The organism is Streptomyces antnestii, from assembly GCF_004005495.1.
GTDB classification, from domain to species: domain Bacteria; phylum Actinomycetota; class Actinomycetes; order Streptomycetales; family Streptomycetaceae; genus Streptomyces; species Streptomyces antnestii.
The window spans coordinates 146,167-160,566 of the sequence record NZ_RZYA01000004.1 but is presented as its reverse complement, the minus strand read 5'-3'; the positions used below and the strand labels follow the sequence as shown (position 1 = coordinate 160,566).

The window sequence follows — 14,400 nt, the reverse complement described above, 5'->3', positions numbered from 1 at the left end:
CCGGCTCAGTCGGCCGAGGTGTCTCCGACCGGCGCCTGCCCGAGCGCGCTCAGCTTCCAGTGGCCTTCGGTGCGGGTGAGTTCGCCGAGCATGCGGCTGTCCTTGTCGCTCGCCTCGCCGCCGGGCGCGCGCACCGTGACGCGCAGCGCGATCAGGACGCGGGCCCGGCCCGCCCGGTCGTCGAGTTCCGTCACGGCGCCGGACAGCACCTTCGCCGTGCTGACCGTCTTCGCCTGCCTCACCTGTTCCTCGAACTTGGCTCGCCCTGCGACGAGTTGGCTGTGCAGCTCGCCCGTCGTGGACGACTCCCACAGGTCGAGGCCGCGCTCCAGGCTGTTGTGGTCGAGCGTGTTGAGGTTCTGCACGGACTGTTCGCCGGCCGACAGCGCGTTGTCGCGCTCGACGGCGTACGCGGCGGAGTCGTCGTGCGCGGCGCGGTACCAGGACACGCCGGACCGGGCCGCGAACCCGCCCGCGACGAGCAGGAGCGCGAGGGCCGCCACGAGCAGCGGCCGCGCGACGAGGGCCGCGCGCAGGAGATGGTGCGGGCGCGTGCGTGGCACAGGGTGCCCCTTTCTGTCCCGTACGGCCCTCAGCGGGCCTTGATGTCGACGATCTGCCAGTGGTCGCCGCGCAGTCGCGCCGTCACCGAGAGCTGGGCGGCGGACGTCACCGGCTTGTGGTCGCCCCGCCGCGCGGTCTGGTCGAGGAACACCAGGACCTGCGCGCTGTCGCCGTCGAGGCTGACCACCCCGGATCTGACGCTCTGGGTGGTGAGCGTGACGCGCTGTTCGGCGACGCGCTCGCGCACCTGCGCGAAGAGCTGCGTGTACTGGCGCGCCGCCCGCCCGCCGAGCAGTTCCCGCGCAGAACGCCCGGTGGCCCCGGTGCCGTCCGGGGTGTACGAGAAGATCTTGGCGAGCGCGCTGCTGACGTCCCCGTTGACGCGGGTGGTGGCCTCGGTGTCGGTGAGGGCATGGTTGGCGGCGGCGGGCGCCGCCCTCAACTCCTGTGCCTTGACGAGGAGTCCGGCCCCGGCGAGCACGAGCACGACCGTGACACCGCCGAGCAGGAAGCGCCGACGCCGCGACCGCGCGGGCGGCCGGTCCGGCGCGTCCGTGTCCCCGCTCTCCTCGACGGCCCCACTCTCCCCGACGGCCTCGGTCTCCGTCGTCACGGCCTCCCCCTCCGCCACCTTCACCACGCGCCCGATCCCCTCCCACACGCTCATGGCTGCGAACTCCCCGTGACAGGCACGGCGTTGAGGGCCTTGAGCTTCCAGCCGCCGTCCCCCGTGCGGGCCAGGACCGCCTCCAGGCGTTTACGGTCCGTGCTCGCCGCCCCGCCGCCCTTCGGCGTGACCGAGACCCGTACCGTCGCGATGACCTTCGCCGTTCCCGCCCGCGTGTCGAGCGCGGTGACGGCGGCCTCGGTGACCGTGCCGCGCGCCGAGGCGCCCACCGCCGGCCGGGTGTGCCCGAGTTCCGTGCGCAGCGCCCCGGTGGAGGCGCGGGTCCAGGCGCGGACGCCCTCCCTGGCCCGCTGTCCGGTCGTCGCGTCGAGTGTGGTGAGCGTGGCGATGCCCCGGCGCCCGTCCGCGAGCGCCTGGTCGCGCGCCCTGCTGTAGGCGAGCGCGTCGTCGCCGCGGGCCTGGGCGTAGGACACGGCGCCGTATCCGCAGAAGGCCGCCGCGGCCACGAGCACCGCCCCGGCCAGGACGGCCCCGCGCCGGTCACGGATCACGTTCATCTCCCGCCTCCTGTGGTGAGCCCGCTTCCTGTGGCGAGACCGCTTCCCGTGGTGAGCCCGCCTCCTGCGGTGAGCCCGCCTTTGCTGGTGAGGCCGAGCAGTCCGGCCATCCCGGTCGCGCCCGGCGCGTCGGCGAGGCCGAGCGCTCCCGGCAGCGCCGCGGCCTGTGTGGCGGCGGCGGGTGCCCGGTTGCCCGAAGGCAGCGACCCCGGTTTCGCGGCTTCCGGGACGGGGCCGCCCTTGGGCGCGTTCGCCGAGCCCCGGACGTCGATTCCGCTGGAGGGCGACGACGCGCAGCGGGCCGCGGTGTTGAGCGGCGGGGCGGTGCCGAGGTCGAGGCCGCCGCGGTAGCGCGTGCCCGAGTAGCCGGCCGTGCAGGGCAGCGGCTTGAAGAAGGTGACCGCCATGCCGAAGTTCACCTTGTCGCCCTCGACGGCCGTGGCGCCCGCCGCGACCGCCTGCGGGACCTTCACGAGCAGCTCCTCGGTGCCGTGCTGCCGGGTGACGGCCACCTCGGACGTGGTGAGGAGGTTGGCGAGGACGACACCGAGGCTCGGGTCGAGGTCGCGCAGCAGCCCGCTCAACTGGGTCGCGGCGGCGGGCGCCGCCTCGATGAGGCGACGCAGGTCCGCGTCCGAGCCCTTCAGCGCGGCGGCGAGTTCCTTCGCCCCGCCGGCGAAGTCGCGTATGGCCCGGGCCTCGTCGGCCTGGGTGCGCAGGACCACCTCGCCGTCCCCCATGAGTTTCGTCGTGGCGGGCAGGGCCCGGTCGGCGGCCCGCACGAAGGCGCTGCCGTTGTCCATGAGGACCTGGAGGTCGTCGCCCCGGCCCTCGAAGGCCTTCCCGAACTCGTCGACGACGGTGCGCAGGGAGTCCAGGGGGACGGAGGACGTGAGGTCGTTCATGCTGGTCAGTACGGAGGTGACCGGTTCCGGGACGCTGGTCTGCGCCTCGTCGATGTGTGCTCCGTCGGCGAGGTAGGGGCCGTCCGCGCGCTCGGGCCGCAGGTCGATGTACTGCTCGCCGACGGCGGACAGGCTCGCGACGACGGCGTGCGCGTCGGTCGGGATGCGCGGGGCGGACTTCTTGATGCGCAGCTCGGCGACGACCCCGTCCGCGGTCAGCCCGATGGGTCCGACGCGGCCCACGGAGACACCCCGGTAGGTGACGTCGGAGTATGTGAACAGGCCGCCGGTGCGCGGGAGTTCGACCTTCACCGTGTAGTAGTCGGCGACGCCCGCGTACCGGCCGAGGTCCGCGTACCGGATGCCGAGGAAGCTGAGGACGAGGACGGCGATGACGAGGAAGGCGAGGTTCTTGAGGCGGATCGCGAGGGTGATCACGGGGTTTCACCGCCGGACGTCGTCACCGACGGGAGCGGCAGCGGCGGGTCGGCGTGGCTCGTCGAATCCGGCGTCGGATCCGGCGTCGAATCCGGCCCGGCCTTACGGGAGCCACCCTTACCGGGAGCGGCCTTCGCCGGCGACGGGCTTGACGACGGTGTCGGTACCAGCGGCGGGATCACCTGCGTGCCCGGCTCCGCGACCACGTCCAGATAGGTGTTGAGGTAGTCCCCCTTGACGCCCCGCAGCACCTCGTCGGTGAAGGGGTACGTCAGGAGCACCTGGAGCGAGTCCGGCAGGTCCTTGCCCGCGTCCGCGAGGGACCTGAGGGTCGGGGCGAGGGCTTTGAGGTCGGCGACCATGTCCTCCTTGCCCTGGTCGATGGTGGACACGGCGACCGTGGAGAGGCGGTCGAGGGAGCGCAGCATCGTCAGGAGCGAACCGCGTTGCTCCTCAAGGGTCTTGAGTCCCGGGGACAGGCCGGTGAGGACCGTGCCGACGTCCTGCTTGCGTGTGGCGAGGGTCGCGGAGAGCTTGTTGACGCCGTCGAGGGCGTCCGTGATGTCGCCGCGGTGGTCGTCCAGGGTGGTCACCAGCTTGTTCACCCGTTTCAGCATTGAGCGGACCTGGGGTTCGCGGCCGCCGAGCGCGGCGTCGAGTTCCTTGGTGATGGTCTTGAGCTGGTTGACGCCACCGCCGTTGAGCAGCAGGGACAGGGCGCCGAACACCTCCTCGACCTCGGTGTCGCGGCCGGTGCGGGCGAGCGGGATGGTGACGCCGTCCGCGAGCCGGGCGCCGCCGCCGCTCCGCTTCCCGGTCCCGCTCCCGGTGGCCGTCCTGCCCGGCGCGATCAGCTGGATGTACTTCTCCCCGAGCAGGCCGGTCTGTTCGAGGCGGGCCGTGGTGTCCGCGGGCAGCCGCACCTCCCCGTTGATCTTCATGGTCACGCGCGCCGTCCAGTCGTTCCCGCCGAGCCGGACGGCGGTCACGCGGCCCACCGCGACGTCGTTGACCTTGACCGCGGACTGCGGCACCAGGCTGAGCACGTCGGCGAGTTCGGCGTGCACGGTGTACGGATGGCTGCCGAGGTCGGCGCCGCCGGGCAGCGGCAGGTCCTGGATGCCGTCGAACTTCGGCGCGGTCGCGGAGAACGCGCCGAACGCGAGCGCGAACCCCAGGCCGAGCGCGACGAGCCCGCCGAGTCCCGCCCCCGCGATCCCTCCCTTCCTGAACCGTCGCATCACCGACCGCCTCCCCCGACCGCGGGCAGCGGCAGCAGATTCCCGCCCATGCTCAGCTCGTTGAGGTTCGCCCGCCCGTCGAGCGTGCGACTGTCCTTGTCGTACGCGCTGACGACGTTGTCCGCGGCGAGGGGCGCCGTGTCGAGCGCCTCGGCCAGCGAGGCGCGCTGCTTGACGAGGGTGCGGGTGATCGGCACGAGTTTGTCGACGTTCTTCTTCAGTTCGCCGCGGTTGTCCTCGATGAACGTCTTCACCTGGCCGAGCGCCTTGCCGAGTTCCTTCAGGGCGCCCGTGAGGTCGTCCTTGTTGTCGGCGAAGAACCCGACGACGTCGTCGAGGCGTTCCTGGGCGGTGCGCACCCCGCCGTCCTTGTTTCTGAGCATCGTGGTGAACGCCTGGAGCTGGGCGAGCGTCGTGAAGAGGTCGTCGCTGCTGCCGTCCAGGGTCTTCGCGGCCTTGCCGAACTGCTCGATCGTGTCGCCGATCGCGGCGCCGTTCCCGTCGAGATTCCTCGCCCCGGTGTCGAGGAGGTCGGACAGGGCGCCGTGCGCGTTGGCGCCGTTGGGGCCGAGAGCCCGGCCGAGTTCGGTGATGCTGTCGTAGAGCTGGTCGATCTCGACGGGGGTGCGGTTGCGGGACGCCGGCAGGACGGCCCCGGCGGCGAGTGCGGGTCCCCCGGTGTAGGCGGGGGTGAGCTGGACGTACCGGTCGGCGACGATGCTGGGGGCTACCACGACCGCCCGCGCGCCGTCGGGGACGCGTACGCCCTCGTCGAGGCCGAGGGTGACCCTCACCTGCTTGCCCTGGGGGTGCACGGAGCCGACCGAGCCGACGCGCACGCCGAGGATCCGCACGTCGGATCCGGCGTAGACGCCGACGGTCCGGTCGAAGTAGGCGGTGACGGTGGTCCCGTCGCCGCCGAGGGCCCGTACACCCACCAGGCCGCCCGCCGCGAGGATCGCCAACACGAAGGTCCCGACGACGAGTTGGCGCTTCCTGCCCTTGATCCATGCCCGCGTCACCGGCCGGCTCCCTTCGCGCTCACGCCCTGCTGCGGTGGCTTGCAGTCCTTCGTCCGCTGTTCCTTCGGGAGGTACGCGGCCGGCACGACACCGCACAGATAGCTGTCGAACCAGCGGCCGTTGCCGAGGGTGTTGCCGATGAGCCGGTAGTAGGGGCCGACCAGCGCCAGCGTCCGGTCGAGGTTCCTGTTGTTCTTCTCCAGGACCGTGGTGACCCGGCCGAGCGCCTTCAGGGTCGGGCCGAGCTGTTTGTCGTTGTCGTCGACGACTCCCCTCAGCTGCGTGCCGAGTTCCTCGCTGCCCTTGAGGAGCGCCTTGATGGCGGCGCGCCGGTCCTTCAGCTCGCCGAGCAGCGAGCCCCCGTCGTCGATGAGCGTCTCGAAGCTGGACTTCTTCGACTTGAGGGTCCTGGTGAGCGTGCGGCTTCCCTTCAGGAGTTCGGCGAGCTGCGTGTCCCTCTTCGAGACGGACCTGGACAGTTCGGAGAGTCCGGTCGCGGCGGCGCGCACGTCGGGCGGCGAGTCCTTGAAGGTGTCCGAGATGGTCTCGAAGCTCTTGGCGAGCTGTGCGGTGTCGATGGCGTCGACGGTGCCGCTGAGGTCCTGGAAGGCCTGCGTCACGTCGTACGGGGACGTGGTCCGACTGACCGGGATGCGGGTGCCGGGGTCCTGGCGGGCGGAGCCCAGCGGGTCGACGGCGAGGTACTTGTCGCCGAGGAGGGTCTTGATGGCGATGGCGGCGGTGGACCGGTCCCCGATCCAGGCGTCGCCCGCGTCGAACGTCACCTTCACCCGGCCGCCGTCCAGCGAGACGCCGGTGACCTCGCCGACCTTGACGCCGGCGATGCGCACCTCGTCGCCCTCGCCCAGACCCGCGGCCTCGGTGAAGTCGGCGGAGTAGGTGGTGCCGGAGCCGATGAGGGGGAGCCGGCCGGCGTTGAACGCGGCGAGCGCGACGACGGCGAGCACGACGAGCCCGGCCAGCGCGACGGCCACGGGGTTGCGCTCCTTGACGGGTCTGGGTCTGGGCAGTCTCATCCCCGGCACCTGTCCTGACTGAGGGCGATGCCGGTCGGCGGCTTCGACCCGTCGCTGGTCGTGACGCCGCTGACCCTGGCCTCGCAGAGGTAGAGGTTGAACCAGGACCCGTACGACGACAGGCGGGTGAGGGCCGTCAGCTTCGCCGGGCTCCTGTTCAGGAAGTTCTCGATCTGCGGGATGTGGTCGCCCAACGTCCCGGACAGCCGCCCGAGTTGGCGGATGTCCTGCTTGAGCGGCCGCCGCCCGTCCTGGAGGAGTCCGGCGGTGGCGGTCGTGAGGTCGCCCATTGCCGTGACGGCCCTGCCGAGGGGTTTACGGTCGCTGTTGAAGCCGGACACCATCGCCTTGAGCGTCTCGACGAGGTCCTTGAAGCCCGCCTCACGGGTGTTGATGGTCGTCAGCACGGTGTTGAGGTTGCCGACGACCTCGCCGATCACCTTGTCCTTGGCCGCGACGGTCCCGGTCAGGGACCCGACGTGCTTGATGAGGCTGTCGACGGTGCCGCCCTCGCCCTGGAGGACCTGCACGATCGAGCCGGCGAGCTCGTTGACGTCCTTGGGTGACAGGCCCTCGAAGAGCGGCTTGAAGCCGTTGAAAAGGAGGGTCAGGTCGAGTGCGGGCGTGGTGCGGGTGAGGGGGATGGTGTCCCCGGGCCGCAGCGTGCCGCCGACGGCTCCGCTGCCCCGGCCGAGCGCCACATAGCGCTGCCCGACCATGTTCAGGTACTTCACGGAGGCGGTCGCGGACCCGGGCAGGTCGCGCTCGTCCCGCACGGAGAACGTGACCTGGGCGGTGCGGTGGCGCACCACGCGGACGTCGGTCACCTCGCCGACCTTGACCCCCGAGATCCGTACGCTGTCGCCGTCCATCAGCCCTGTGACGTCCGTGAAGAGGGCCTTGTACGTCGTGGTGGGGCCGCCCACGCCGGTGTTGGCGATGCTGAAGCCGAGGACGGTCGTGGCGAGGGCGGTGACGAGCACGAAGACGAGGGACTTCACGAGGGGGCCCGTGAGGCTCCTGCGCCGGATCGCGCTGTTCTCGGAGTCTTCGCCGGTGTGCGTGTCGTCGGTGTGCATGTCGTCGGTCGTGTCGCTGGTGTCGCTCACTTGAGGTTCACCTCCGCTCCCCGGAAGGCGGGCCCGGCGAGCAGGCTGCTCCAGTCGGGCAGGTTCTCGGGCCGCTCCCTGAGGGCCGGCGCGAGCAGTTCGTTGACGAGTTCGTTCTCCTGCGGCGAGTTCGCGGGCCCCAGGTCCTGCCGCGCCGACACGGTGCCCGCGGGGGATCTGGCCGGGGCGCCGAGGTAGGGAACGGGGTAGCAGTGCGGGCCGCCCCCGGAGCCGTAGACGGGGGTGTCGCGTCCGGGGACGTAGGCGCCGCGCGAGGGCACCATGGTGACGTCGACGTGCAGACCCGGACGGTTCGTGCCCTTGCCGAGCGCCTTGTCCATGCGGGGGACGAACGCGGCGAGGGTGCGCAGGGTGCACGGGAAGGACGAGGAGTACCGGCCGAGGAGTTCGAGGGTCGGCCGGCTCGTGGCGCTCAGCCGGATGATGTTGTCCTTGTTCTGCCGGAGGAAGGCGGTCAGGTCCTCGGCGGTCCTGGTCGTGGCGCCGTAGGTGGCGGCGAGGCCCTGTTCCTTCTCGGCGATCGTGCCGCTGGTGGTGGTGAAGTCGGTGAGTGCGTCGAGGACGTCGGGCGCGGCGTCCGCGTAGACGTGGCTGACCTTCACCAGCTCCTTCAGGTCGCGGGTGAGGGTGGGCAGGTTCGGGTTGAACTTCCTGAGGTGCGCGTCGAGTTGGGCGAGGGTGGCGCCGAGCTGGTCGCCGCGCCCGCCGAGCGCCTGCGCGACGGCGGACAGGGTGGCGGAGAGCTTCTGGGGCTGTACGGCGGTCAGCATCGGCAGCACGTTGTCGAGGACCTGCTGGAGTTCGACGGCGTTCCGCGAGCGGTCCTGCGGGATGGTGGCCCCGGCCGGCAGCGGCTCGGCGGAGGGGTTCGCCGGGGGCACGAGCGCCACGAACCGCTCTCCGAACAGGGTCGTCGGCAGCATCTGGGCCCGTACGTCGGAAGGCACGTGCCGCAGCGCGCCCGGCTTCAGGGCGAGGGTCAGACGGGCGCCGGCCGACGTCGTGTCGATCTTCCGGACCTCGCCGACGACGACGCCGCGCAGCTTCACCTCGGCGCCCAGGTGCATCTCGTTGCCGACGCTGCCGGTCTCCACGGTCACCGGGTCGGAGCGCGTGAAGTCCTTGTCGTAGACGGCGACCGCGAGCCGGATCAGCAGCACGGGTACCAGCAGGAACGCCACGCCGGCGAGTCTGCGGCGCACGACGGAGCTCTTCGTCTCGCTCATCTCACCCCGCCACCTTCACCGTCGTGGTCGCCCCCCACAGGGCCAGCGACAGGAAGAAGTCGGTGACGCTGATCAGGACGATGGCGTTGCGCACGGACCGGCCGACCGCGACGCCCACCCCAGCGGGGCCGCCGCTCGCGCGGAAGCCGTAGTAGCAGTGGGCGACGATCACCATGACGCTGAAGATCAGCACCTTGAGCACGGAGAGCAGCACGTCGGTCGGGGAGAGGAAGAGGTTGAAGTAGTGGTCGTACGTTCCCTGCGACTGGCCGTTGAACCAGACGGTCACGTAGCGGGACGCGAGGTAGGAGGACAGGAGCCCGATCGCGTACAGCGGGACGATCGCGACGACGCCGGCGATGATGCGGGTGGTGACGAGGTAGGGCATGGAGCGGATGCCCATGCCTTCCAGGGCGTCGACCTCCTCGTTGATGCGCATGGCGCCGAGCTGCGCGGTGAATCCGGCGCCGACGGTCGCGGACAGGGCGAGCCCGGCGACCAGGGGCGCGATCTCGCGGGTGTTGAAGTACGCGGAGACGAAGCCGGTGAACGCGGCCGTGCCGATCTGGTCGAGGGCCGCGTACCCCTGGAGTCCGACGACGGTGCCGGTGAACAGCGTCATCGCGAACATCACGCCGATGGTGCCGCCGATGACACCGAGCCCGCCGGACCCGAAGGCGACCTCGGCGAGGAGGCGCTGCACCTCTTTCAGATAGCGGCGCAGGGTGCGCGGGATCCACACCAATGCCCGTACGTAGAAGATGAGTTGGTCACCGGAGCGGTCGAGCCAGACGAGCGGGGACGCCATCGCGGTCAGCCACCCTTCGGCGGAACGATCTGGAGGTAGATCCCCGTCAGCACCATGTTCACGAAGAAGAGGAGCATGAAGGTGATGACGACGGACTGGTTGACGGCGTCGCCGACGCCCTTGGGGCCGCCGCGCGGGTTGAGGCCCCGGTAGGCGGCGACGATCCCGGCGATGAACCCGAAGACCAGCGCCTTGAGTTCGCTGACGTAGAGGTCGGGGAGCTGGGCGAGCGCGGAGAAGCTGGAGAGGTACGCGCCCGGGGTGCCGCCCTGGAGGACGATGTTGAAGAAGTAGCCGCCGAGGGTGCCGACGACGGAGACCATGCCGTTGAGCAGGAGTGCCACGGACATGGTGGCGAGCACGCGCGGCACGACGAGCCGCTGCACCGGCGAGACGCCCATGACCTCCATGGCGTCCAGCTCCTCGCGGATCGTGCGGGAGCCGAGGTCCGCGCAGATCGCGGAGCCGCCCGCGCCGGAGATCAGCAGCGCCACGATGAGCGGGCTCGCCTGCTGGATGACGGCGAGGACGCTGGCGCCGCCGGTGAACGACTGGGCGCCCAACTGTTCGGTGAGGGAGCCCACTTGGAGGGCGATCACCGCGCCGAACGGGATGGACACGAGGGCGGCGGGCAGGATCGTCACGCTCGCGATGAACCAGAACTGCTCGACGAACTCCCGGAACTGGAAGGGCCGTCGGAAGATCGCCCGCGCCACTTCGAGCGCGAGCGCGAAGAGGCGTCCGGTCTGGCGGAGGGCACCGAGGCCGGGGACGGGAGCGCGGGGGGCCCGCATTTCGGGCGACTCCGGCGGCTCCGACTCCCCTTTCGGGGACTGCCGTTCGTCCAGGCTCATGAGGCGCTCCCCGCCGACGGCATCGCGAGGGTCGGCTCCTCGCCGCTGCCGGCGTACGTCGCCTCGATCGCGGCCCGCGCGGCCGGCGGCAGCCCGTCGAGCATGCCGAGGACGCGCTCGCGGCGCCGGGCGACGGCCCTGCGCGGCGACAGCCCCGGAGAGGGTTCGAGCTGCGGCACGATCACGCGGGGCGGGCGCTCCTCGTCGCCGGTGCGGCCCGCGGCCTCCGCGGCGAGCGTCGCGGCGTCCTTCTCCTCGGACATGCCGATGGGGCCTTCGACGCTGCCGCTCAGGAACTGGGCCACGACGGGCTCTTCGCTGGTCAGCAGCACCTCGCGGGGCCCGAACGTGACGAGTCCGCGCCGGAACAGCATGCCCATGTTGTCGGGCACCGTGGAGGCGATGTCGAGGTTGTGCGTGACGATGAGCATCGTGGCGTCGATCTGCGCGTTCAGGTCGACCAGGAGCTGGGAGATGAACGCCGTGCGCACCGGGTCGAGTCCGGAGTCCGGCTCGTCGCAGAGGATGATCTGCGGGTCGAGCACGAGAGCGCGGGCGAGCCCGGCCCGCTTGCGCATACCGCCGCTGATCTCCCCCGGCAGCTTCCCCTCGGCGCCGAGGAGTCCGACGATGTCGATCCGCTCCATGACGATGCGGCGGATCTCGGACTCCTTCTTCCGCGTGTGCTCGCGCAGCGGGAAGGCGATGTTGTCGAAGAGGGACATGGAGCCGAAGAGGGCACCGTCCTGGAACATCAGCCCGAAGAGCTTCCGGGTCTCGTAGATGTCGCGCTCGCGGCCGCCCGCCATGTCGACACCGTCGATGAGGACGCGGCCGCGCTCCGGTTTGAGTAGACCGATGATCGACTTCAGGAAGACCGTCTTCCCGGTGCCGGACGGCCCGAGCATGACGCTGATCTCACCGGCGGGCAGGGTGAGCGACACGTCCTGCCAGATGTTCTGCCTGCCGAAGGACTTCGTCAGACCCTCGACCTTGACCTCGATTCCCATCTCACCTCCAGCACGCTCGAATTTCTCCGGACTTGTCACGCCCGTGACAGGCGAGGACCGCGGGGCGCACGGTAAGTCGCCCTGAATCGCCCGGACAAGACCCGGGACCCACATTCCTGCCCCCCTCACCGAACTTGTCGCCGGGCGATAATGCGCGCCGCTCTTTTTGTCATCGCGGAGATATGTACGAGGACGCCTACGGCAATACCTGACGAAAGGAAAGCGGGGTCTCGCGCTTCCGGGGGGTTGGATTCGCGAGGCCCCGCTCACCGGGGTCGGCCGATCCGGAAGGAGGGTCGGCCGGCCGATTCCCCGTTGCCGCTCCGAGCCGACAAGGGGGCGCCGACCAGGAGTTCAGCGGCCACGCCAGCGACGCTACGGCCGGGTAACCTCCGTCGGCAATACCGGTGTCCCAGATTTGGCACGAGCCGCGCACACGATGTCGACTTTCCTCACCGCGGAACCAATACGGGGATTCTGCTTTCTCACCGGGGAAACAGAACACGGCGCCCGAAAAAGAATCATGGACGGCGGGATTGTTCCGTGAAGTTTCCGGCCAGTAACGTCACGGCTCGCGAGACTCTCGGCCTGTGCGAATCCACTCGGGACCGGCCACCCCGACTCGGCGCAGGCGAAATCCGAATGGGACGATTCCGGAGGACCAGCATGAAGTCTCCCCTGAGAAAGACCGCACTCGTCGTCGCGGCGGCGGGCGCCGCCCTGGGCCTGGCGGCAGCCCCGTCGTCGGCCGCCTCCACCAACTGGGCCGTGGGCCCGGGCTCACCCGAGACCGTGACCGCGACCACCGGCCACGCGTCGCTCGGCGTCAACGGCATCGACATGACCTGCACCTACGCCGACGCCGAGGCGGTCCTTGCGAGCGCCACCGGCAACCCGGCCAAGATCGGCACCATCAACTCGGCCAACTTCGGCCGCACCGGCGAGCCGTGCACCAGCATCCTCGGCAACGTCACCGCCACGACGACCATGCCGTGGACCCTGTGGGCGTACGGCGACTACGACCCGGCGACGGGGACCACACCGGGCTACATCGACAACATCAAGGCCCGGGTCAGCGTCGCCACCTGCGCCTTCGACGTCACCGGCACCGCGCACGGGAACTACAAGAACGGCGGTGCCGGCACGGCCGGCAAGCTCACGATCCACGCGACCGCCACCGAACTGACGGTCGCCAACCCCACCTCCGGCTGCTCCGGGCTCGTCGCGGCCGGCGACCACCCCACCTTCGACGCCGTCTACGACGTGGTCGTCAAGGGCACCTCCAACGGCGCCACCGTCGTCGGCTCGTAACCCGTTCCACGTCACCTCGTCCCGCCCGCCGCACCCAGCGCCGGGCGGGACCACCGGTGTCCAGCCGACACCCATCCGGTGCCCAGCCGACACCCATCCGGTGCCCAGCCGGTGCCCTCCCGCCCGAGCGACAGGAGCTGAAGGACCGTGACACGCAAGGCATCCCGTCCCGCGCGCCTGCTCCGCCGCAGGGCCGCCGCGGTGGCTCTCGGCGCGGTGGTCGTGACATCGGTGCCGGGCGCCGGGGCCACCGCGGAGACACAGAAGGTGGACGCCCGGCTCGACTACGTGTGCAGCTTCCCGTCGGGCGAGCAGCCGGTGACCGTCGCGGTCACCGCCCGGCTCCCGGCCGAGGCGGCGGTGTCGCAGGAGATCGAACCCTCGGACGTCGCCACGTCCGTGGAGCTGCCGCAGGCCGCGGTGGACGAACTGCGCTCGCTCGGCGCCGCGACGGCGACGCCCGCCTCCGCACTCTCCATCGACCTCACCCAGGGTGCGGAGAAGGCGACGACGGCCTGGCACGGCACCGGACAGCCGGTCCCTCTCCCGCAGACCGGTCCGCTGAGCCTCGGCACCTCGGGCGATGTCGCGGCCCTGAGCAGCGGCACCCCCGGCGACCTCGCCCTCACCGCGACCACCATCGACCTGGACCTCACCCTCCTCACGGACCAGGGAACCCCGGCCAACACGCCCTCTCTGTCCGTGAGTTGCACGCCGAAGCCGGGCGACCCCGGCTCCGGGCACCTGGCCACCGTACGCGTGACAGCGGACGCCTCCGCGTCACCGTCCGGCCCTCCGGACTCCCCGGGCGCGACTCCGTCGGCCTCGCCCGGCGGTGACAGCGCACGCCCGGCAGGGCCCGAGCCGGCCGCGCCGAAGCCGGCGGCCCCGCGCAAGGCCACGGCGCCGCCCTGCCACAAGAACGCGGCGGACACCCTGCCCCTGGTCGCCTACATCACCGGACTCTCCAACGTCACCAAGCTCGGGGGCGCGTCCCTGATCCCCGTCTCGTGCAGCCAGATCAACCAGGGACCCAGCTCCCTGAAACCGCGGCCGGACGGCCTGCACCTCCTTCAGCACTCCACCGGCCGCCTGTTCAACGGCGGCGCGCCCCGGTCCGTACCCGGCACGAGCACGTTCCTGACCTTCGGCTTCACCCCGACCACGGCCAGGATGGTCCTGGAGCAGACCGGCCCGCTGACGATCGACTCCGACCTCAACCTCACCAAGGGCACGGGCGTGACGGACCTCCGCGTGCCGCTGGTGCTCCGCGTGTACGACGTACGGGTCAACGGAACCCCCCTGGACGTCGGCCCCGACTGCCGGACCCGCGGCTCCCTCTACTCCAAGGACCCCGACCCGGCCCAGGACACCCAGGACCACCTGCACCTCCAGGGCACCGTCACCCGGCAGCCCAACGGCGTCTACGCGGGCTACACCCTCACCACCGGCGGCGTCCTCACCTCCACCCTCACCATTCCGCCCTTCACGGGCTGCGGCGTGGGCGAGGACCTCGACAAGCTGCTCACCGCCTCCATCTCGGGCCCCGACAACTTCACCAAGCAGGTCCAGGGCCAGGTGTGCGCGCCGGACACCGTGCCCCGCGTCCCGACCGAATGCACGGAGGACGGCCGGCCGGTCGTCGTCCCCGAACCGCAACGCTGAATCG

At 71.1% G+C, this 14,400-nt stretch carries 14 protein-coding genes; 2 read left to right on the top strand and 12 right to left on the bottom strand.

The features are described from left to right. Positions 1–5 precede the first annotated feature (5 nt). From EOT10_RS11130 to EOT10_RS11075, 12 genes are read right to left on the bottom strand one after another with little or no spacing between them, the layout of a single operon-like run. Positions 6–563 (bottom strand): hypothetical protein, encoded by a 558-nt coding sequence (locus EOT10_RS11130; RefSeq protein ID WP_431313275.1) that lies wholly within the window; start codon positions 561–563, stop codon positions 6–8. Between the two features lie 29 nt (positions 564–592). Continuing rightward, entirely contained in the window at positions 593–1,231 is a 639-nt protein-coding gene (locus tag EOT10_RS11125; RefSeq protein ID WP_223280925.1) for a hypothetical protein, read from the bottom strand. Beyond that, complete coding sequence (locus EOT10_RS11120; protein ID WP_127827956.1) at positions 1,228–1,749, bottom strand: hypothetical protein; 522 nt, start codon at positions 1,747–1,749, stop codon at positions 1,228–1,230. The genes EOT10_RS11125 and EOT10_RS11120 overlap by 4 nt, the downstream gene beginning before the upstream one ends. Beyond that, positions 1,746–3,092 carry an MCE family protein gene (locus EOT10_RS11115; RefSeq protein ID WP_127827955.1) on the bottom strand — a complete coding sequence of 449 codons (1,347 nt, stop codon included), beginning with the start codon at positions 3,090–3,092 and terminating at the stop codon, positions 1,746–1,748. The genes EOT10_RS11120 and EOT10_RS11115 overlap by 4 nt, the downstream gene beginning before the upstream one ends. After that, positions 3,089–4,333 carry an MCE family protein gene (locus EOT10_RS11110; RefSeq protein ID WP_127827954.1) on the bottom strand — a complete coding sequence of 415 codons (1,245 nt, stop codon included), beginning with the start codon at positions 4,331–4,333 and terminating at the stop codon, positions 3,089–3,091. The genes EOT10_RS11115 and EOT10_RS11110 overlap by 4 nt, the downstream gene beginning before the upstream one ends. Continuing rightward, positions 4,333–5,355 (bottom strand): MCE family protein, encoded by a 1,023-nt coding sequence (locus tag EOT10_RS11105; RefSeq protein ID WP_223280924.1) that lies wholly within the window; start codon positions 5,353–5,355, stop codon positions 4,333–4,335. Before EOT10_RS11105 ends, EOT10_RS11110 begins: the two co-directional genes overlap by 1 nt. Beyond that, positions 5,352–6,392: an MCE family protein gene (locus EOT10_RS11100; RefSeq protein ID WP_127827953.1), complete on the bottom strand. Its 1,041-nt coding sequence runs from the start codon at positions 6,390–6,392 to the stop codon at positions 5,352–5,354. Before EOT10_RS11100 ends, EOT10_RS11105 begins: the two co-directional genes overlap by 4 nt. Continuing rightward, complete coding sequence (locus EOT10_RS11095; RefSeq protein WP_127828208.1) at positions 6,389–7,471, bottom strand: MCE family protein; 1,083 nt, start codon at positions 7,469–7,471, stop codon at positions 6,389–6,391. Before EOT10_RS11095 ends, EOT10_RS11100 begins: the two co-directional genes overlap by 4 nt. Positions 7,472–7,497: 26 nt before the next feature. Then, positions 7,498–8,748, bottom strand: a complete 1,251-nt coding sequence (locus EOT10_RS11090; RefSeq protein WP_127827952.1) for an MCE family protein — start codon at positions 8,746–8,748, stop codon at positions 7,498–7,500. Between the two features lies 1 nt (position 8,749). After that, positions 8,750–9,556 carry an MlaE family ABC transporter permease gene (locus EOT10_RS11085; RefSeq protein ID WP_127827951.1) on the bottom strand — a complete coding sequence of 269 codons (807 nt, stop codon included), beginning with the start codon at positions 9,554–9,556 and terminating at the stop codon, positions 8,750–8,752. Between the two features lie 5 nt (positions 9,557–9,561). Then, positions 9,562–10,350 carry an MlaE family ABC transporter permease gene (locus EOT10_RS11080; RefSeq protein ID WP_127828206.1) on the bottom strand — a complete coding sequence of 263 codons (789 nt, stop codon included), beginning with the start codon at positions 10,348–10,350 and terminating at the stop codon, positions 9,562–9,564. 56 nt (positions 10,351–10,406) lie between these two features. Beyond that, complete coding sequence (locus tag EOT10_RS11075) at positions 10,407–11,420, bottom strand: ABC transporter ATP-binding protein (protein ID WP_127827950.1); 1,014 nt, start codon at positions 11,418–11,420, stop codon at positions 10,407–10,409. A gap of 666 nt (positions 11,421–12,086) precedes the next feature. On the opposite strand from EOT10_RS11075, the gene EOT10_RS11070 reads away from it, so the two are divergent. Both EOT10_RS11070 and EOT10_RS41260 read left to right on the top strand, forming a co-directional pair. Beyond that, on the top strand, positions 12,087–12,731 hold the full coding sequence (locus tag EOT10_RS11070; RefSeq protein ID WP_127827949.1) for a hypothetical protein: 645 nt from the start codon (positions 12,087–12,089) through the stop codon (positions 12,729–12,731). Between the two features lie 147 nt (positions 12,732–12,878). Next, positions 12,879–14,396 (top strand): DUF6801 domain-containing protein, encoded by a 1,518-nt coding sequence (locus tag EOT10_RS41260; protein WP_189491433.1) that lies wholly within the window; start codon positions 12,879–12,881, stop codon positions 14,394–14,396. Positions 14,397–14,400 lie beyond the last annotated feature (4 nt).

What these genes read in the sequence shown, in the direction of transcription:
- EOT10_RS11085 (WP_127827951.1), bottom strand. Translation starts at nt 9,556, where the DNA reads ATGGCGTCCCCGCTCGTCTGGCTCGACCGCTCCGGTGACCAACTCATC.
- EOT10_RS11075 (WP_127827950.1), bottom strand. Translation starts at nt 11,420, where the DNA reads ATGGGAATCGAGGTCAAGGTCGAGGGTCTGACGAAGTCCTTCGGCAGG.
- EOT10_RS11125 (WP_223280925.1), bottom strand. Translation starts at nt 1,231, where the DNA reads ATGAGCGTGTGGGAGGGGATCGGGCGCGTGGTGAAGGTGGCGGAGGGG.
- EOT10_RS11120 (WP_127827956.1), bottom strand. Translation starts at nt 1,749, where the DNA reads ATGAACGTGATCCGTGACCGGCGCGGGGCCGTCCTGGCCGGGGCGGTG.
- EOT10_RS11095 (WP_127828208.1), bottom strand. Translation starts at nt 7,471, where the DNA reads ATGCACACCGACGACACGCACACCGGCGAAGACTCCGAGAACAGCGCG.
- EOT10_RS11100 (WP_127827953.1), bottom strand. Translation starts at nt 6,392, where the DNA reads ATGAGACTGCCCAGACCCAGACCCGTCAAGGAGCGCAACCCCGTGGCC.
- EOT10_RS11090 (WP_127827952.1), bottom strand. Translation starts at nt 8,748, where the DNA reads ATGAGCGAGACGAAGAGCTCCGTCGTGCGCCGCAGACTCGCCGGCGTG.
- EOT10_RS11110 (WP_127827954.1), bottom strand. Translation starts at nt 4,333, where the DNA reads ATGCGACGGTTCAGGAAGGGAGGGATCGCGGGGGCGGGACTCGGCGGG.
- EOT10_RS11080 (WP_127828206.1), bottom strand. Translation starts at nt 10,350, where the DNA reads ATGCGGGCCCCCCGCGCTCCCGTCCCCGGCCTCGGTGCCCTCCGCCAG.
- EOT10_RS11070 (WP_127827949.1), top strand. Translation starts at nt 12,087, where the DNA reads ATGAAGTCTCCCCTGAGAAAGACCGCACTCGTCGTCGCGGCGGCGGGC.